Origin of the sequence: Blautia sp. 1001283B150304_161114_C9 (genome assembly GCF_015668165.1) — a bacterium.
Lineage (GTDB): Bacteria > Bacillota > Clostridia > Lachnospirales > Lachnospiraceae > Blautia_A > Blautia_A wexlerae.
In genome coordinates this window covers 1-20,162 of sequence record NZ_JADPGO010000036.1, presented here as the reverse complement: position 1 = coordinate 20,162, position 20,162 = coordinate 1, and the positions used below count along the sequence as shown (strand labels likewise).

The window sequence follows — 20,162 nt, the reverse complement described above, 5'->3', positions numbered from 1 at the left end:
TGGGCTGTTGCTGTCTAGTGTCTGCCGTCCAGCCATTTGCATATGTAGTAGCTAACTACGCCTGCTAAAACAGAGACAAGAAATGTGACGAGAATTTCTTCCATGAAACTCACCTCCTTTCTGCTGGAGGTTCGACAGCTCTTATAGTATATCATGGCTTAGGACGAATTGAAATAAAAAATCTATTTGTACTAAAACGATTGTCCGTGCTATGATTAACAGGTAGATGACAGACAGCATATGATAAAAAGAAGCTGTCTGCATGGACAGAAAGGCAGGTTAAATCTGATGAAACAGGAAAATTACATAAAGGGTATGATAATGATCATCCTGTCGGCGTTTTTCTTTGCTTGTATGAATGTGAGTGTGCGTCTGGCAGGTGATCTGCCGTCTGTGGAGAAGAGTTTCTTCCGGAATCTGGTGGCGGCGGTGTTTGCAGCGGTGATTCTCTGTAAAAATCGTACAGTGCCGAAGGTGGATAAGAAATACTGGGGACCGCTGATCCTGCGTTGTGTGTGCGGGACACTGGGGATTCTGTGTAACTTTTATGCCATTGATCATCTGTTGGTGGCAGATGCATCGATCCTGAATAAATTGTCTCCGTTTTTCGCGATTATTTTTTCATTCCTTTTGTTAAAGGAAAAGATCAGACCGGCACAGGCAGCGTGTGTTGCGCTGGCGTTTATCGGATGTTTATTTGTAGTGAAACCGGGATTTCAGAATGCGGCACTTGTTCCGGCACTGATTGGAGTCTGCGGTGGACTGGGAGCAGGAATTGCGTATACGATGGTGCGTGTACTGGGAACTCACGGAGTGAAGGGACCGGTTATTGTGTTTTATTTTTCATTTTTCTCCTGCTTGTCGGTTGTACCCTGGATGTTGTTCCATTTCACACCCATGAGTATGAAGCAGCTTGTGACATTGCTGATGGCAGGATTATTCGCAGCGGGCGGACAGTTTACGATTACGGCTGCATACACCTATGCACCTGCAGGGAAGATTTCCATCTTTGATTATTCGCAGATTATTTTTGCCACGATGCTGGGATTTGTCCTGTTTGGAGAGATTCCGGATAAGTACAGCTTTACAGGATATGTGCTGATTATTCTGGCATCATTGGGTACCTTTCTTTATAATATGAGGGTAGCTAAGGCTGGTAAATGAAGAAAAAGTAAAAAAGGATTTTCTGATTTTATCCAGTAAGTCTGATGAAATCCGATCAGTATATAGAATTATTGGATTGTAAACTATAAAATAAAAAAAGTTGTCAATAAAAACGCTTTGTGTTAAAGTATCCAATATGTTAAAAAATTAAGGAGAAAGGTGCACAAAGATGTCTTTTATAAAAAATATTCCACTACGCCCTCACCATGGAATGTGCCTTGCATATTTCAAGGGTGAGGGATACAGTGATGGATTTTCCGCACATATGCAGGAAATGCTGGATATTTTCCAGAAGGGAGCGAAGATACAGCTTCATGCAGATACAGACGAGATCTGTTCTGCCTGTCCCAATAATGAAAAAGGATGCTGTTCTTCCTTTTCACTTGTAGAAGCATATGACAATGCAGTGCTGGAACTATGCGGCCTGGAGAATGGACAGATCATGGAATTTGATGATTTTACAGATGTTGTTCAAAAGAAAATCCTGGCATCAGGAAAGAGGAAAGAAATCTGTGGGAATTGTCAGTGGAACTCCATCTGTGAAAGTCAGAAGAGCAGATGGGAGAAATGCTAAGAAAAATAGAGTAACAGAATGAATAGCGTTCCGGTACAGAACAGAAGCTATGAATAAAAAAGTCAAATGCGCAGATAGTGCAGTGAAAGGACATAACGATAAAAATGGAAAATACAGAATCACGTTTATATTTCGCCAGTGACTACATGGAAGGTGCGCATCCTGCGATCATGAAGAAGCTGATGGAGACAAACCTGGAGAAAACAGTGGGCTATGGTCAGGATCCATACACAGAAGATGCGAAAGAAAAGATCAGAGAAGCCTGCAATGCGCCGGAGGCAGAAGTATTCCTGCTGGTTGGCGGAACACAGACCAATGCCACAGTAATCGATGCACTTTTGAAATCCTATCAGGGAGTTGTGGCTGCGGATACAGGTCATATTGCAACCCATGAATCTGGCGCTATTGAATTTGGTGGACATAAGGTTCTGACAGTACCGCAGAAAGATGGAAAAATCTCTGCACAGCAGATTGAGAAGCTGGTGAAGGATTTCTATGATGATGCCAATTATGAGCATATGGTAATGCCTGGGATGGTATATATTTCCCAGCCAACAGAGTATGGTACCCTGTATTCCAGAGAGGAATTAGCAGCTCTCAGCAAAGTCTGCCGGGAAAATCATCTCCCCCTTTATGTGGATGGCGCCCGCCTTGCCTATGCACTGGCAAGCCCGGAGAACGATGTGACTCTCACTGATCTGGCAGAACTTAGCGATGTATTTTACATTGGAGGAACCAAATGCGGAGCATTGTTTGGAGAAGCAGTGGTTATACCGCAGAAAGGACGGATTCCTCATTTCTTTACGATCATCAAGCAGCATGGAGCATTGCTTGCCAAGGGACGGATTGCAGGAATCCAGTTTGGTGAGCTGTTTACGGACGGGCTGTACCTGCGGATCGGCAAACCTGCAATGGAAGCTGCAGAGCAGATCAAGGATGCACTGAAGAAGTATGGATATCAGCTTTCTCTGGATACTCCCACCAATCAGATCTTCTGTATTGTGTCCAATGATGTAATGAAAAAAATAGCCCAGGATGTGGAGTTCGGATTCTGGGAGAAGTATGATGAGACACACTCTGTGATCCGCTTTGCCACAAGCTGGGCTACTACTATGGAAGATACACAGAAACTGATTCAGATTCTGGAAAAAAATAAATAAGAGAAAAAATCAATAGTCAGTTGATTCAGGCAGTATCAGGGCAATGGTACTGCCTTTTTCGCTGCTCTGGGTTACTTTTACCTGGCCGTTGTGCTGTCTGGCAATCTCGCTTACAAGAGCAAGCCCCAGACCTGCACCGCCCATGGCGCGGCTGCGGGATTTGTCCACACGGTAGAAGGGATCAAAGATTTTTTCCTGATTTTCAGGGGAGATACCGATGCCTGTGTCAGTTACCTCCAGGACTGCAGATTCTGCAGAATGAATGTTTACAGTAACGGAACCGGAAGGCCGGTTATATTTGATCGCATTTTCAACCAGATTATAGACTGCCCGGTACAGAAGGATATAGCTGCCTGTAACAGTACAGTCACCTTCTGTCTGAATAAGCCGGATCTGATGCTTGTCTGCAACCGGGTCCAGATCGCAGAAAACTTCTTCTGTGAGTGCTGCAAGGGAAATGGTGTCAGAACGCTCTACAGTCTGAAGACCTGTCATGTCCAGCAGGATTTCTGCAAGATGGGAAAGCCGTCCGGTCTGTTCCTGAAGCATGGTGAAAAGTCTGTCGTATTCCCGGGGTGCGTGTTCCGGTTTTTTGTGAAAAACTTCCAGATTTGTCTGCATTACAGCTAAGGGTGTGCGAAGCTCATGTGCTGCACTTGCCACAAACTGCTTCTGTGCAGAGAAGGCATTATCCAGGCGGGCAAGCATGTCATTAAAGGATCTGGTCAGACGCGAGATCTCATCCTCTGAGAGTGGGACTTCCAGCGGTTCAGACAGATTCTGTGCCTGTACCTGACTGATTCTGTCGCTGAATCTGCGCAGAGGGGTCAGGGCTCTTCTGGTGACAAACCAGGTACAGATACTGCTGAGAAGAATAATGATACCTGTGGCGATCATGCTCTGGAACAGAAAGTTGTTTTTGGTATTCTGGATCTGGTTTTCCAGATCAGGGATGAGGATTTTTGGATCTACATTGATGGAGATCGGGCTTGAATTGTCAGGGGTGACCAGAACTACATAGTCGGAAATCCCTTCCAGACCGGTCACAGCAGAACGGCTGATGAAGAAATACATCAGTGCACAGGCTGTGATAACCAATCCGGAGATTAGCAATGTGAGCCGCCACTGGAGGGAGAGCCTGCGGGGGGAAAGTTTTTCTGAATAAAATTTCATAGATTTAGTCCTCCATAATATATCCTTGTCCAATCTTATTCTGTATAGGATCATATCCAAGAGCAGTTCTCAGTTTTTTTCTTAAGGAAGAAATGTGCACCCGGATAGAGTTACTGAAGCTGTTCACGCTGCCGTCCCAGAGATGCTCAATCATTTCCTCAGGGCTGATGATCCGGTTGCGGTGAAGCAGAAAGTATTCCAGAAGTGCGCTTTCTTTCCTGGTGAGAGCAAGAGGCGTGCCATCTACACTGGCTTCTCTTGTGCGTGTGTCAAAGGTAATGCGGCTGCATCTCAGGCAGACATCCTCCTGGATAAATTTACGGCGGGTAAGGCTGCGGATACGGGCTTCCAGCTCCTCGAAATGAAATGGTTTGGTAAGGTAATCGTTGGCTCCCAGATCCAGACCTTCCACCTTATCCTGAATCTGTACTCTTGCGGAGAGTATGAGAACAGGAGTATTGGTATTGAAGGTACGGAACTGACGCAGGATTTCCAGACCGTCAATTCCCGGCAGGTTCAGATCCAGAAGGATCAGGTCGTAATTCTCTGTCATACATAATTCCAGTCCCTCTTCCCCGTCAAAGCAGGTATCTGTTTCGTATCCGTCCATGCGGAGTCCCTCTGCCATGGAACGGCAGAGCTGTTCTTCGTCTTCTATAATTAAAATGTGCATGATAATCTCCTTTTTGAATTTCCGGTTTCATAGTTTTATAATATCAAAATCAAAAGGCCAGAAGATATTTTGCGTTTGTACGAGTCAAGCGGATATTCGCACCCCCCGCAGGGGACTTACTTGATTCGATTAAAATTTTGACTCTGATATATTATCAATTTTATCATAGCACACGAAGTATAAAATTCGTGTAAAAAAAAGAAAATGTTTCATATTATAGCAATCCTCTAAAATATTCGATTATAAAGTTCTTTTAACAAGTTTCAGATTCGTCTGTGACTGGCCGTGAAATAAAATTCGAAAAAAGTTATTTTCTTAACACAGATTTTATTTCTCAGATGCTATAATGTGTGCATATCAATAAAACGATGCCTGTTATGCGGGGATGAAATCCAGATCTGCAGACAGACATAAGGAATTAACCAATTAAACTGTGAAGCAGTTATTTGGTTAGGAGCAGGTAGAGAAGTGTATGTTTTTATCGGCTTGGCTTAAAAGTAATATAAAAATCATAGCAGTAAAAAATGAAGGGAGCTTACTTATAATGAAAAACAGAAGAATGAGATTAATGGCGATTTTTGCAGCAGGTGTATTAAGTGTGACATCTATGGGAGGTATTGTAACTGCACGTGCAGAGGAAACTCTTTCAGTGCCTGCAGAGGAAGCCGGTGCAGGTGCGGTTCAGATGGATGGAAAGGATGCTCAGGCAGCAGAAGATGGCAGTGTGGCAGCTTCCGAGGGCTTGATCGCAGGATCTTTCAAACCGTCAGAGATTGCTCAGCCGGCACAGGATACTTATGAATATCCATTCCTTGGAATGAAATTAGGGATTTCCAAAGATCTGAAAGAGCAGATGGAGAAGAAGAACATTTCCATGTTTACAGATGAGAGATGGAATGACAATGCAGATGCAGTGACATATGCCACAGCAAGCTGGTGCACCCTGACAGATGAGCAGAAGGATGCAGAGGTGGACAAGATGGGCACCGGATATGACGACTGGCTGAAAAGTCTCAGCAGAGTAGGTGTGATCGGAATGTATGATGAGGAATCCCAAAAAGATCTGGATACGATTACCGGCTGCACAGAGCATAAAGAACTGGGTACCAGCAGTGATGGCAAATATAAATATTATCTCAGCACAAACAAGGATGCGGATGCAGATCTGTTAAAGGACGTGGAGGGGATTGAAGTAACACTTACAGAAATGACCCCGTTCCAGATGCTTTCTGCATTTGATCAGCCGCAGGATACTTCTGACAGTACAGAGGCAGCTGAAGGAACAAATGTAGGCAAATTTGAAACAACAGGAGTTGATGGAAAAACTTACACACAGGATATCTTCAGCAAGTATGATCTGACTATGGTAAATATTTTCACCACCTGGTGTTCTCCATGTGTCAATGAGATTCCTGATCTGGAGAAGCTTTATCAGGAGATGAAGGATAAAGGAGTAGGAGTAGTAGGCGTGACACTGGATACAGTAGGCAGTGGTGGAAAGCAGGATGAGGAAGCAGTGAAAAAGGCTCAGGTACTTCAGAAGAAAACAAAGGCATCCTATCCATTCCTGATCCCGGATTCCGGAATGATGAACGGACGTCTTAATGGAATCTCCGCTTTCCCGGAAACATTCTTTGTTGACAAAAATGGAAATATTGTAGGCGAGACTTACTCCGGAAGCCACAGCCTGGACGAGTGGAAAGAGATTGTGGAAAAAGAGCTGGCGAATGTCACAGAGGGAAAATAAATGAATAAATTAAAAACCAGCAAAATATGGAACAGTAAATGGCCGGCTGTGATTCTTATGCTTGTGGGAGCCTGCTTTATGGGATATGGAATTTCCCGCGGAGAGCTGGCAGTGGTGTTTACAAAAGCCATTAACATCTGTATGGAATGTGTAGGAATAGGATGATTTAACCGGAAACATTGTCATAAGATAAGTCTGTGGAAGATATGAATAGGAAGAAAATAAATTATCATGAGTAACAAAAAGAACAGCGATAACAAAAGTAATAAGAAACAAAATACAAAAAATATGAAGATTAATGAGTGGCCACGCCACGGAATTCAGGCACTGTGGGCGTTCATTACAAACAGTCATGTTACCGGTTTTGTCACAGGCAAAATTTACACAGGCAAATTGAAAAATGCCTGTGTTCCGGGCCTGAACTGTTATTCCTGTCCCGGTGCTGTTGGCGCCTGTCCTATTGGTTCCCTTCAGGCGGTGATAGGGAGCTGGAATTTCAAAATGGCTTATTATGTGGTGGGATTTCTTATCTTCATCGGGGCTATGGTGGGAAGGCTGATCTGCGGTTTTCTCTGCCCTTTTGGACTGATCCAGGATTTGTTAAATAAGATTCCATTTCCTAAGAAAATCCGCACATTCAAGGGAGATAAACTGCTTCGTAAGCTGAAATATGTGATTTTTGCAGTGTTTGTGATCCTGCTTCCATTGTTCCTTGTGGATATTATGGGACAGGGGGCACCCTATTTCTGCAAACTGATCTGTCCGGCAGGAACACTGGAGGGCGGACTGCCGCTGGTACTTCTGAATAAATCCATGCGCAGTGCACTGGGCTGGCTGTACATATGGAAGAATGTGATCCTTGTCATAACGATCATTCTCTCCATTTTAATCTACCGTCCGTTCTGCAAATATATCTGTCCCCTGGGAGCACTTTATTCTGTCTTTAATCCTGTCTCTCTGTATAAATACAGAGTGGATAAAGATAAGTGTATAAAATGCGGAAAATGTGCAAAAGCCTGCCAGATGATCGTTGACCCTGTGGAAAACTCCAACAGCCCGGAATGTATTCGCTGTGGAAGATGCCGCAAAGTCTGTCCGACAGATGCAATTCAGTGTGGAATCAAGAGAAAACCACAATCATGAAGAAAATAAAATGATATCAGAGACATGTATAGAACTGTCATCAGTCAAAATTATTCGGGTTCAGCCATGAGACTATGAATAAAAAGATTGATAATAACAGATAGGGAAAGGGGACACCTGACAGATTATAAAAGTAGTCTGTCAGGTGTTTTTGTATATTTTTGTTGAAAAATGTACAAAAATATCGAAATATATATAAAAAACTGGTAAAATCATATTGTGAAAATGCAGAACAGAAAATGAGGTGACTGTATGGCAAAGAAGAGAAGAAAACCGAAGATGGAATTCCGCTATTACCAGATGCCTGCCGGAAGTCCGATTCTGGCTCTTCTGGGGCAGAAGTGGGTTCAGAATTATGGAAATGATGTGGATTATCTTCATTTTCACAATTATCTGGAGATTGGTTTCTGCTATGAAGGGGATGGATTTATGGCGTTTGGTGAGGCTGAAAGGCGGTTTTCGGGAAGAGAATTTACGGTGATTCCACCCAATTATGCTCATACGACTAACAGTGATCTGGGTACGGTTAGTAAATGGGAGTATCTTTTCATAGATGTGGAAGGTTTTATGAAAAAATTTCTGAACAATCCGGTAAAGGCTGAAAAAATGATCCAGAGAATATATTCTAAGGCTTTATTTCTGAAAGAGAATGAGTCTCCCTCCATAGCTGAAAAAATTCTTAAGATCATGAATATCATGCGTGAAGGAGAAGAATTTTATATTGAAGAATCCAGTGGAGTTCTTGCGGCACTACTTGTAGAAATTGCCAGACTGAACCGGGCATCACCGGAAGACAGGGTGGAAGAGGAAACAGGAAAACTTACAAATATGATCACCCGCGTACTGGATTTTGTTTCTTATCACTATATGGAAGACATTCGGATTGAGGATCTGGCGAAGATCTGTCACATCAGTGAAACTCATTTCAGAAGAGTATTTACATCGCATATGAAGGTAAGTCCTCTGGAGTATATTAATTCTGTGCGGATTCATACTGCCTGTGAATTTTTGCAGACAACAGATATACCGGTGGCAGATATTGCGCACAAATGTGGTTTCACGACCAATTCAACGTTTAACCGGAACTTCAGACAGATAATGGGAGTGACGCCGGTTGAATGGAGAAAGCGGCCGGAGAATTATGAACAGCAGCTTTTGGATTTCGATATTCATTCAGAGGAAGGATGGTAAAAAGTTATGAACTATAAGATTGTGGAGCAGGTCTCAAGAAAGAAAAAGAGTATGTCCGGAGTCCTGCGTGTGGTAATGATTGTTTTTGCAGTGCTTTTTGTGGTTATGGGAATCACGATTTCCCAGGCATTTATGCTTCCGGGATTTATGCTTGCAGGGCTGTATTTTGTCTTTGATATATTCAGTCAGAAGGATTATGAATACACGATGGAAAACGGTCAGTTGGAAATAGATGTGATCTATGGCAAGAAGTATCGCAAAACAGCTCATATATTGGAGTTGAGCAGCCTGGAGACAGTGGCACCGCACTGGCATGAAAGTGTTGCAAGGTACAAAAGGAATGGCGGAACGGAGAAACTGAAAAAGTACGATTATACCTCTTATGATGATGATACTCCTTATTATACAATGATTATCCGGGAAGACGGGCACAAGATAAAACTGCTTCTTGATCTTAATGAGGAACTGCTTCATGCGATGAAATCACAATATCCTGAAAAAGTCTATTTTGCATAAAATGAATTGAAAATTGTAAAATGTGTACAAAAATTGAATGAAAAATTTATGAAATAAGAACAAAAGCCATTTTCAAAGACAAAAAAATATATTTTTTTGTCCATGAAAGTGGATTTTATCATTAAAATCACATGGAAAAAGCGGTGCAAATGAGAAAGTGAACAAAAAACAGATTTTTTGGCATTTCAAATAGTGCAAAATACATAAAATGATCGAAATTGCACATTATGTGTACGGTTATGCAAACTATACCTGAAAATCGGATGTTATAATCAGCTTACAAGCGATTCGGAAGAAAGAATAAGCTTAATAAAGGAGGACATAAATATGAGAAAAAAATTACTCGCAGTATTAATGACCGGTGCTATGGTAGCATCCTTTGCAGGATCAGCTACAGTTGTTTCAGCGAAATCTGATGATGACAACAAGTTAACCGTATGGGCATGGGATCAGAACTTCAACATCAAATCCATGCAGATCGCAGCGGATCAGTATGCAAAAGACCATGAGGGATTTTCTGTAGATATTATAGAAACATCTTCTGATGACTGCCAGACTAAACTGACAACAGCAGCAAATGCAGGCGATTATAGCACACTTCCTGATATCGTTCTTATGCAGGACAACAGCTATCAGAAATATCTGAAGAGCTATCCGGATGCATTCACAGATCTGAAAGATATCAACATTAACTGGGATGATTTTGGTAAACTGAAACAGTCCTATTCCATGGTAGATGATACACATTATGGTGTTCCGTTTGATAACGGTGCTGTTATTGCATGCTATCGTACAGATATCCTTGACGAAGCAGGATATACCATTGATGATCTGACAGATATCACATGGTCCAAATTCATGGAAATCGGTAAAGATGTTCATGAAAAAACAGGCAAATATCTTCTTACAAGTGAAGCTACAGGCGGCGATACTCTGATGATGATGATGCAGTCCTGCGGAGCTAACTTCGTAAACGAAGATGGCGAAGCTTACATCGTAGGCAATGAAGTGGCAGAGAAATGTATCAATCTTTATGTAGATCTGGTTAAGAATGACGTTGTTAAACTTGTAAATAACTGGGATGAATATATCGCTACTATTACAGGCGGTGAGGCAGCAGGTATCGTAAATGGTAACTGGATCACAGCTACTCTGATGTCTACAGAAGACCAGAAGGGTCTGTGGCAGATCACAACAATGCCTAAAGTAGATGATGTTGATACAGCTACAAATTATGCAAACAATGGTGGATCTTCCTGGTATATTACATCCAACTGCCAGAATGTAGAACTTGCAGAAGATTTCCTTGCAAGCACATTTGGTTCCAGCACAGAGTTCTATGATGCAATCCTTCCGGAAGCAGGTGCAATCTCCTGTTATCTGCCGGCAGGTGAATCTGAGGTTTACAACGAGCCAAACGAATTCTTCGGTGGACAGTCAATCTTCTCAACAATTGTAGAATACTCTTCTCATATTCCGGAGTTCACAAAAACACCGTATCACTATGAAGCAAGAGAATGTGTCAACACAGCAGTTGTAAATATTGTAAACGGTACATCTGTAGAAGATGCTCTTCAGGAAGCTCAGGATACTCTGGCATTCAAGATGACTGAATAAATTCTGATCGAAGGATCAGATGATGTCAGGATTGCGGGAACAGTGAAACTGTGAAGCAATCTGTAGACAGTAATTAAGTGAATGAAAACAGGTAAGTGCGGGGGACTGCCAGCAGTCCCCCATTTTACTGCAAAGAGTTGGTAATTGTCCGGCAAAATGCTGAACAGTTACAGAGTTTTTTGAAAGGAGGAGTTCACGTGAATTCCAAGAAAAAAGGTATGTCTCTGCTTGGCAAGCAGAGAGCAGCAGGATGGATGTTTCTGGCCCCTGCAACTATCATGATCGCGATCATGAGCTTTTATCCAATGATACGTGCATTTATCATTTCCCTGCAGACCGGAGCCGGAGCAAATATGAGATTTGCAGATCCGATCTTCAGCAACTATAAACGTATTCTGGCAGACAAGGTATTTCAGCAGTCTATTGCAAATACATTCCTGTATCTGATCATTCAGGTGCCAATCATGCTGATACTGGCAATTCTTCTGGCACAGCTTCTGAATAACAAAGATTTGAAATTTAAGGGATTTTTCCGTACATGTGTATTTCTTCCATGTGCGACATCTCTGGTATCCTATTCATTGATTTTCCGTTCCATGTTTGCTACAGATGGTCTGATCAACAGTATTCTGATCAAACTTGGAATCTTATCTACCGGCTATAACTTCCTGGGAAATTCCGCCAGTGCCAAGATTGTAATTATCCTTGCGCTGATCTGGAGATGGACCGGATATAATATGGTGTTCTATCTGGCAGGACTTCAGAATATCGAATATTCTGTATATGAAGCAGCCAAGATTGACGGTGCCAATGGCTGGAAGACTTTCTGGAAGATTACAGTTCCGCTTCTGAAACCGACAATTATCATGACATTCATCATGTCAATTAATGGTACACTGCAGTTGTTCGATGAGTCTGTCAACCTGACAAAGGGTGGACCGGCAAACTCAACAATCACAATGTCCCACTATATTTACAATACATGTTTTATTAACGTACCAAACTTTGGATATGCAGCAGCAATGTCATTTATCATATTCATTATGGTAGCTGTACTTGCATTTATTAATTTGAAAGTAGGTGATACACGTGACTAAGAAAAACAAATCAGCCATTCAGAGAAGATTGATTCCAACCTATATTTTTCTGATCATCGTGTCATTTATTTCAGTATTCCCGTTATACTGGATGATTTCAGCTGCAACTAATACATCCACAGATGTATCACGTGGACGAATTATTCCGGGAAGCTATTTTATGGAAAACTTCCGTAATCTTACATCCCAGCAGCCACTGTGGAGAGCACTTGGAAACTCTTTCTTTTATGCAATCCTTACTACAGTGATCTGTCTTCTGGTCTGCTCTATCGCAGGTTACGGATTTGAAGTTTACCATGATAAGTGGAAAGACAGAGTATTTTCAATCCTGCTTCTGGCTATGATGGTTCCGCAGGTTGCAACTATGGTTCCGTTATTCAAAATGTTCTCCAAGGCAGGACTTTTGAATACAGCAGTAGGTTTTATCCTTCCGATTATTTCCACGCCGTTTATGATCATGATGTTCCGTCAGAATGCCAGATCATTCCCGGTTGATATTATTGAAGCTGCACGTATTGACGGACTCAGCGAAGTGAGGATTTTCTTCCAGATGTTCATTCCTACAATGAAATCTACATATGCGGCAGCTGCTGTTATTACCTTTATGAATGCATGGAACTCTTATCTGTGGCCAAAGGTAATCATGACAGACAACAAGGCAATGACTATGCCAATGCTGATCGCCAACCTGATCACAGGTTATGTGACAGATTATGGTATGCTGATGTGCGGTGTATTGTTCTGTTCTATTCCTACAATGATCGTATTCTTTGTATTACAGAAACAGTTTGCAGAAGGTATTACCGGAGCAGTCAAATAAAAAACTGAAAAAGAAAAATATAACTTCGACCGTCTGGAAGACATTATTAATAATCCATACAGAGAGGGCGAAAGAGAACACCCGGCAGATTATGAAAAGTAATTTTGCCGGGTGTTTTTGATGCCTGTTTGGAAATTTATAGCAAGCCTCTTAATTAATATGCATTACTGCAACTATATAGAACCATATGGTTCCGAAAAGGTAGCATTGTTTTATGGAATCGATATAGTATTAATAAATTTGTGGTAGGCATAACGGAAAAAGTACGGTAAAATAGTTAGAATGCAGAAAGTATTTTTCCAAAATAAAACAAAAGGGGGAGGGCCATGTCTGAAGTAAAGAATAAGAAAAAGAAATCAAGTATTATTCAGGTCAGTATTGGTGTTCTGGCAGTTATTCTGGCTATCCTTATTATCATAATGATGGGAATTGTCTCAGATATTCAGGGAACGGCCCGTATTGTAAATTATACCGGTTTAGTCAGGGGAGAGACACAGAGACTCATAAAACTGGAGCTTTCCACGCAGCAGGAAAATGAGATGATCCATGAGATAAGAACTTTTATTGACGGTTTGCGAAATGGAAATGATGAATTAAATCTTGTACGTCTCAATGATGTTGATTTTCAGAATAAAATGCAGGAACTGGATGATAAATTCTCTGACCTGTATAAGAAAATTTATCTTGTGAGGTTCAAAGGAGCCAGAAACACAGATATCATTCCGGAAAGTGAGGAGTTTTTTGTGATCTGCGATGAAGCAACAGGTCTGGCCGAAAAATATTCGCAGAAAAAAGCCACATCCTTATCATTGCTTGAGAAATATATCACAGCAGATATAGTTGTGTTGATGCTGCTGATCGGATATGAGTTCATAAAAGCAATACAATATGCTGCAATGAACCGCCTGCTGCAGCGAAAAGTATATCTGGATGATGCGACGGGACTTCCGAACAAAAATAAATGTGAAGAATTACTGAGTGAGGAAGAACCGGATGCAGATACCGGTGTCTGCAGTTTTGATCTTAATAATCTCCGGCGTATTAATGACAGCAGAGGTCATGAAGCCGGTGATGCCTATATCCGTAGATTTGCCATCTGCCTGCGAGCTTCCATGCCGGCAGAGCAGTTTGTGGGAAGAGCAGGTGGAGATGAGTTTCTTGCAGTTACCCATGGACTGGACAGGGAACAGCTTACACAGTGCCTTGAAAAGGTGCGCAGAGATATGAGAGAGGAATCCAAAGTGTATCCGGATACTCCCCTGAGCTATGCAGCAGGCTTTGCACTGGCCGGCGATTTTCCCGGAAGTACAATGAGAGAACTGTTTAACTGCGCAGACAAAAACATGTATATCAATAAGAATCATGTAAAAAGGGAAGAAGCTGCTGCAGAAAAGCATCAGGGATATCAGCTGTTAAAGCTGCTTAATCAGCATGGCAGTAATTTCTCGGATTGTCTGTACTGTGATGCCAGGATGGATACTTATCGGGCAATCCGTTCCAGTGAAAATTTTTTCCTGGCCTCTGATGGTGCATATTCCGGAGCAGTGGAACAGATCATAGAGGAGCAGATTGAAAAGTCCTGTCAGGCAGATATCCGCGAAGGGCTGCAGATTTCGGAACTTCAAAAGAAGATGCATACGAAGAAAGATGTTCTGGAATATGAGTATAATATCGGAAAACAGGGGGCATATAACCGCCTGACACTGATTCCGGTGGACTGGGATGAGGACAAAAAGCTGCATCATTTTCTTCTGGCATTTGAAACCATCCGAAAGACTTCTGAAGGTCAGACAGGTGCAAAAGAGCAGCTTCAGCTCTATTATGAACAACTGAAACAGTCAATCCTGGAAAATGACAGCTATGTGGATGCGCTTCTGGAATTGTCAGATGTGATCTATACAGTAAATCTGACAAAGGATGCTCTGGAAAGAAGGATCGTACTGAATGGAAAAGAACAGAAGAGCCGGGAACTTTTTATGGACTACCCGCTTCCATGTTCTTATCGGGATTATTGTTGGGAATATGAGAAAAAAATTACCCAGGAAACAATTGCCGGTTACTGCATGACAGATAACTGTGAAAAACTTCGTAAGAGGTTTGAGAACGGAGAAACAAATATGTCTGTGGAATATTGTGCCCGCGAAGATGATGGAAGTATCCGCTGGGTACAGAAAACAGTTCTTATGACCAGGATGGTGGTGTTTGATACAGAAATCCTTGCTGAGGTGCCTATGATTTATGCGATCATTCTGCTGCAGGATACCACACAGAGACATGAACGGGATGAGCAGGAACAGGCACGCCTTCAGGCCGCCTTCAATGAGATGCGTGCCGAAAGCAGGGCAAAAACGAATTTCCTCAGCCGTATGAGCCATGATATCAGGACACCTTTGAATGGTATTATTGGTCTGTTAAAGATTGACGAGACTCATTTTGAGGATAAGGAACTGATACAGGAAAATCATAAAAAGATGAAGATAGCAGCGGATTATTTGCTTTCCCTTATCAATGATATTCTGCAGATGAGTAAAATAGAGGAAGGTCATATTGTTCTGACTCATGAATATATCTGTCTCAAAGATCTGGTTTATGAGATTGAGAGTATTATCACTCATAGGGCAGCAGATGAGGACATTCAGTGGATTTATGAGAAAAATAAGGAGGATATTCCCTATCCTTATGTCTATGGAAGCTCACTGCATCTTCGCCAGATTTTTCTGAATATCTATGGAAACTGTATTAAGTATAACCAGCCGGGAGGAAAGATTACTACGGTAATGGAGGCTGCAGATGTACAGGATGGGATCTGTACATACAGATGGACGATTTCTGATACAGGTATAGGGATGAGGCCGGAGTTCCTGAGTCATATTTTTGATCCGTTCTCACAGGAAAAAACAGATGCCCGTAGTGTTTATCAGGGAACCGGTCTGGGAATGGCGATCACTAAAGGCTTGATTGAGCAGATGAATGGAAGTATTGAAGTGACAAGTCAGGTGGGAGTTGGATCTGTGTTTGTCATTACCATTCCATTTGAGATTGCCCGGGAACAGAAAAAGGATAAGGAAATTGCTGAGAAATATGATATTCGTGGACTGCATCTGTTGGCAGCCGAGGATAATGAGCTTAATGCTGAAATCATAGAAATGCTGCTGACAGATGACGGTGCGAAGGTTACAGTTGCAAAAAACGGCAGACAGGCGGTGGAGCACTTCGAAAATAATCCTCCGGGAACCTTTGATGCCATATTGATGGATGTCATGATGCCTGTTATGGATGGTATTGCAGCAACAAAAGCCATACGTGCCATGGACAGGGCAGATGCAAAAACAATTCCGATCATTGCAATGACTGCAAATGCATTTGAGGAAGATGCCAAAAGATGTCTCGCAGCCGGCATGACTGCACATTTGGCAAAACCTTTCCAGATAGAAGATGTGGAGAAAACCATTGTGGAGTGCTGTGGAAAGTAAAAGCATTAACATTAAACATTTTAAAAGGTGCTGCCTGGGGGACAGTATGAATCAGAACCAGGTCAGCACCTTTTGTTTGTCAGACAGTCTCTTAGGATATATTTCTGGTGGGCGGTCTTTGAAAGAATGTTACAACTGTTTCATGATAAAACGATAGTCTGTAGGCGTCATCTGGAAATTAGCATAAAAAACCTGGTTAAAATACTTGGTAGAAGTATAGCCTACTTTTTCTGAAATATCAGATACTTTCATGGTAGTATGGGCAAGAAGATCCTTAGCGGCTTCCATTCGGCGTTCTGTGAGAAGTTGTGAAAAGCCCATGGAAAGTTCTTTCTTGAGTAATCGGGAAATATAGGAGCTATTACGGTTTATAAATTCTGCGGCATCATTTAATCCAATTTGTTTTTCGTAGTTTTTATGTATGTATTCTATAACAGCATTGACGATTATCCCTGTGTTTCGTGTGGTGACACTGGACAGCTCCTGGATGATGTTTTTAATACAGTTGGAAAAAACAGTTCTGCTGTGTTCGCTGCAAGGTTGTTCCATACAATAGCGTGTGATCGGAGTAGTAAGGTAATTACTATCTTTAGAGTCATCCAGGAAATTTTTAAGCTGGATATGGAGGTTTAATTCTACTAGTTTGATAGCATCCTGCTGATTGAGCAGATTTTCATTCTGTATCAGTGAAAAAAAAGCATCTCCGATTTCCAGCGCATCACAAAGATTACGTGTCTGAATGGCATTGATTAGATTGGAAATGATCTCGTTAATCTCAATAATACTGGAATTGTAATCATTTATTTCTGCAAAAAATAAAATGCTGTCTTCTAGTGAAACAATATCGGAAGCTTTATAGGAAAAGCAATACTGTATCTGTTTATTGAGCTTTGGAAACTGTTGAATAGAATTGCCAAGTTCACTGATTCCGATTGTGATAGAAGAAAAAAGTTTTTCCCTGGTATAGCAGACAAGTGAATGGGCCAGACTTTTGGCTTCAGCAATAGGATCAGCAGATGTAACAGGCATGAGAATATATACAATGTTTCCAATATAACAGGATGCAATGCCCTCATAATCTTTATTGATCTTCTTAGACAGAGAATAAGAAATATAGTATTCCTGATTCTGGAGGATGTTCATCCTGTTCGTAGTGTTACACTTAACCCCAATTAAATAAAATAGATCCGGGTTTAGACCAAGTGAGAGACATTGTCGGAGCTGTTCTGGTGAAAAACTGGTAACAGGATTAATCAGCAAAGTTTCTATAAACTGTTTTTTCAAAAGACTTTGATTTTCCTTAAAAAATTTGGAAAGCATTTTTTTCTGCTTTTCCATATTTTCCTGTTCCTGAATTGCATTTATGGCTTTCTTTAGACAGGAAAGAAATACCTCACTGTTCAGTGGCTTGAGAAGGTAATCAAAAGCATCATATTTCAAAGCTGCCTGTGCATAAGAAAATTCAGAGTATCCGGAGACAAAGATGACCAGCAGTTTTAGCTGTGATTCGGATATTTTCTGAAGAAGACTAATTCCGTTTTCACAGGGCATTTGAATGTCCGAAAACAGAATATCTGGATTCTCTGTCTGAATGATGGTCCAGGCATCTGCTGCATTAGAAGCTGTCAGGATGGTATGGGATTTAAAGTCAGACTGCCGGATTATATTTTCCATGGTCTGAAGTGCAATTGATTCATCGTCAACAAGTAATATTTTCATTTCAAATTTCCTGCTTTCTCAATTGGTTTTTCCACTAGTTTCAAAGGAAGGCGGACTATGATACATGCTCCGCTGTTTTCATTATTCTGTAGGATCAGTCCATGATCTTCGCCGTAATAGAGCTTTAGTCGTTTATCAATATTGTAAATGCCATAAGAGGTGGCTGGCTTTTGCTGAAAACTTTTGGAAAAATCTTCAAGAAATTCACGGGAAAAACCTGGACCATTATCTTTTACACAAATCTGAAGGTTGGTACCATCGGTACTTCCAAGAATGGCAATGATACCTTTGTCAGAGATTTTTGATGTTCCGTGGATCACTGCATTTTCGATTAGAGGCTGGATGATCAGTTTGGGAATATAGTAATGGTATAGTGATTTGGGAATATCAATTAAAATGGACAGATTATCTCCGAAACGGAGCTTCTGTATATAGGTATATTCTTTTACATAATACAAAGCCTCTTCTATGGTGCTGAATGGCTTGCCTTTCAGGGACATGCGTTCAATATCTGCAAGTGCAGTCAGAGCATGATGACATTCTTCTTTTCTATCCATATCTACCAGGCCGGAAATACAATTTAAAGTATTGTAAAGAAAGTGAGGATTGATCTGTGCCTGGAGGCTCTCAATTTCAATGTTTTTTGTAAGAATTTCCTGTTCATGGATCTTTTCAGATAATGTATGGATACGTGAAAGAGTCTGATTGTATACATTGGATAACTGGGAAAATTCAATGGAACTCTCCATATGGATAAATGCATCATTATTGATCGCTTTTGTTTTATTCAGTTTTTCCATAAAATAGTCAAATTCATCTGCTATGCTCCGGGAGATAAAGCGTGTTGCTCCGATGATTGCAATCAGAGCAAGAATAGAGGGGAAAAGCAACAGGATTACAAACATCCGGGCATTTTTATAAACTAATGACTGATTAGTTATCAGCAATAATTGCAGATTATTTATGCTGGTGGAAAAAGAAGATGCTGTATATTTATACGTCTGTGTATTCAGACGTTTATTTTCTACGAGCTCAAAAATGTTCTGTTCTGAAAGTTCAGTAGTATTTCTAAAAATATGATGATTATTATCAATTAAAACAAATTGGTACACGTTACTATTAAGGGAAAAGATTTTGTCAAAAACAGTAGCCTTGGGTTCTACGATTAGTGTACCAAGACGATTCTTTCCTGTAGTTTCAGTTTTTCCAGTCCATTGATAAATATTTCTACATATGTACAATTTATCTGAATCATCAGTACTCCCAAAGAGAAAAGGTAATCCGTGAAAATCATCACCTTTTTTCAGAATCTCTGTAATGTAAGAGGGAGAAAGATCGGATACCAGCTGTGATGAGTAGTTGGTTGTTGAAATCAGCTTTCCGTTGTTAGTGATAAAAAATACATTATCTGAATAGTTCATGCTTAAAGAAGGATAATAGGGAGCATCGTTTAATAAAAGCTGTTGGAATTCCAGCCCCTCATCCTGTGTTATATTTATAAGATTGTTCTGTGTTGCATTTTTATAGAAAAAGATACTGGAATCGGAGGTAAACTGAGAAAAATAGGATTCCAGTGATGTGAGCGCCGTATTAGAGTAGGCTGTTTGTTCATGTTCGGAGGATTCCTTCACAGAATGAAAATAAAATATGGTATCAATTGCTCCGATGGAGAGAAATGTGATTAGTAAGATAGGAATCACATAACGTGTGTATTTGATTCGAATACTGATGGGGCGAGTTATTTTTTGTTTCATACAAACCTCTTTCTTATAAATGTATTAAATTATTCTGCTTTTTTATTATAACATATGAGATTCGGAAAAAAAGAGGTGGTAAAAAATTTGGTATAGGATGTCATTATTCTGGAATCGAAAAATACTATAAATGAGAATATAATAAAGACATCAAAGAACAGGAGGTTTTTATTTATGAGAAAGAGAGTAATCAGTACCTTGTTGGCAATGGCAACAACAGCAGGTTTATTTGCCGGAAATGTATCTGTAGTGTACGCAGAAGGAGTTACTGTTCAGAGGTATGCATAAGTCATTGTAAAAAATGACGAAATTTATTTTTTTATTTTGTGGATAACCATTCG

The 20,162-nt window shown here is 40.9% G+C and carries 16 protein-coding genes; 12 read left to right on the top strand and 4 right to left on the bottom strand.

Annotated features, from left to right (window positions below):
- Nucleotides 1-288: 288 nt before the first annotated feature.
- The 3 genes from I4V44_RS14960 to I4V44_RS14950 all read left to right on the top strand — a co-directional run bounded on the left by I4V44_RS14960 (nt 289) and on the right by I4V44_RS14950 (nt 2,898).
- A complete protein-coding gene (locus I4V44_RS14960; protein WP_055054095.1) occupies nt 289-1,164 on the top strand; it encodes a DMT family transporter in 876 nt (291 codons plus the stop codon).
- A 169-nt stretch (nt 1,165-1,333) separates the two neighbouring features.
- Nucleotides 1,334-1,738 carry a DUF1284 domain-containing protein gene (locus I4V44_RS14955; RefSeq protein WP_022381173.1) on the top strand — a complete coding sequence of 135 codons (405 nt, stop codon included), beginning with the start codon at nt 1,334-1,336 and terminating at the stop codon, nt 1,736-1,738.
- Nucleotides 1,739-1,842: 104 nt separating this feature from the next.
- Nucleotides 1,843-2,898, top strand: coding sequence for a threonine aldolase family protein (locus I4V44_RS14950; RefSeq protein WP_118759659.1), 1,056 nt, complete (start codon nt 1,843-1,845; stop codon nt 2,896-2,898).
- Between the two features lie 9 nt (nt 2,899-2,907).
- Here the strand turns inward: I4V44_RS14950 and I4V44_RS14945 are convergent, their stop codons facing one another.
- Nucleotides 2,908-4,071: a sensor histidine kinase gene (locus I4V44_RS14945; protein ID WP_196002896.1), complete on the bottom strand. Its 1,164-nt coding sequence runs from the start codon at nt 4,069-4,071 to the stop codon at nt 2,908-2,910.
- Nucleotides 4,072-4,075: 4 nt separating this feature from the next.
- A complete protein-coding gene (locus I4V44_RS14940; protein WP_019160352.1) occupies nt 4,076-4,744 on the bottom strand; it encodes a response regulator transcription factor in 669 nt (222 codons plus the stop codon).
- Between the two features lie 544 nt (nt 4,745-5,288).
- Between I4V44_RS14940 and I4V44_RS14935 the strand changes: the two genes are divergently transcribed.
- From I4V44_RS14935 to I4V44_RS14895, 9 genes are all read left to right on the top strand, one after another.
- Nucleotides 5,289-6,491: a TlpA family protein disulfide reductase gene (locus I4V44_RS14935; RefSeq protein ID WP_196002895.1), complete on the top strand. Its 1,203-nt coding sequence runs from the start codon at nt 5,289-5,291 to the stop codon at nt 6,489-6,491.
- A complete protein-coding gene (locus tag I4V44_RS14930) occupies nt 6,492-6,656 on the top strand; it encodes a CD1871A family CXXC motif-containing protein (protein ID WP_019160354.1) in 165 nt (54 codons plus the stop codon).
- Between the two features lie 66 nt (nt 6,657-6,722).
- The gene (locus I4V44_RS14925) at nt 6,723-7,634 is read left to right on the top strand and encodes a 4Fe-4S binding protein (protein ID WP_330610650.1); all 912 of its coding nucleotides are present in this window, start codon (nt 6,723-6,725) and stop codon (nt 7,632-7,634) included.
- Nucleotides 7,635-7,886: 252 nt separating this feature from the next.
- Nucleotides 7,887-8,825, top strand: coding sequence for a helix-turn-helix domain-containing protein (locus I4V44_RS14920; RefSeq protein ID WP_243097940.1), 939 nt, complete (start codon nt 7,887-7,889; stop codon nt 8,823-8,825).
- A 6-nt stretch (nt 8,826-8,831) separates the two neighbouring features.
- Entirely contained in the window at nt 8,832-9,341 is a 510-nt protein-coding gene (locus I4V44_RS14915) for a hypothetical protein (protein WP_181991536.1), read from the top strand.
- Between the two features lie 327 nt (nt 9,342-9,668).
- Nucleotides 9,669-10,958, top strand: coding sequence for an ABC transporter substrate-binding protein (locus I4V44_RS14910; RefSeq protein ID WP_117675979.1), 1,290 nt, complete (start codon nt 9,669-9,671; stop codon nt 10,956-10,958).
- Nucleotides 10,959-11,155: 197 nt separating this feature from the next.
- Entirely contained in the window at nt 11,156-12,055 is a 900-nt protein-coding gene (locus tag I4V44_RS14905) for a carbohydrate ABC transporter permease (RefSeq protein ID WP_117675981.1), read from the top strand.
- Entirely contained in the window at nt 12,048-12,875 is an 828-nt protein-coding gene (locus I4V44_RS14900; protein WP_173684581.1) for a carbohydrate ABC transporter permease, read from the top strand. The genes I4V44_RS14905 and I4V44_RS14900 overlap by 8 nt, the downstream gene beginning before the upstream one ends.
- 326 nt (nt 12,876-13,201) lie before the next feature.
- Nucleotides 13,202-16,348 carry an ATP-binding protein gene (locus I4V44_RS14895; protein WP_196002894.1) on the top strand — a complete coding sequence of 1,049 codons (3,147 nt, stop codon included), beginning with the start codon at nt 13,202-13,204 and terminating at the stop codon, nt 16,346-16,348.
- Between the two features lie 129 nt (nt 16,349-16,477).
- Here I4V44_RS14895 and I4V44_RS14890 read toward each other — a convergent pair whose 3' ends face one another.
- Together I4V44_RS14890 and I4V44_RS14885 are read right to left on the bottom strand one after the other, a co-directional pair.
- Nucleotides 16,478-18,067 (bottom strand): response regulator transcription factor, encoded by a 1,590-nt coding sequence (locus I4V44_RS14890; protein WP_118247765.1) that lies wholly within the window; start codon nt 18,065-18,067, stop codon nt 16,478-16,480.
- Entirely contained in the window at nt 18,064-19,821 is a 1,758-nt protein-coding gene (locus tag I4V44_RS14885) for a sensor histidine kinase (RefSeq protein ID WP_196002893.1), read from the bottom strand. Before I4V44_RS14885 ends, I4V44_RS14890 begins: the two co-directional genes overlap by 4 nt.
- Nucleotides 19,822-20,162: the final 341 nt, after the last annotated feature.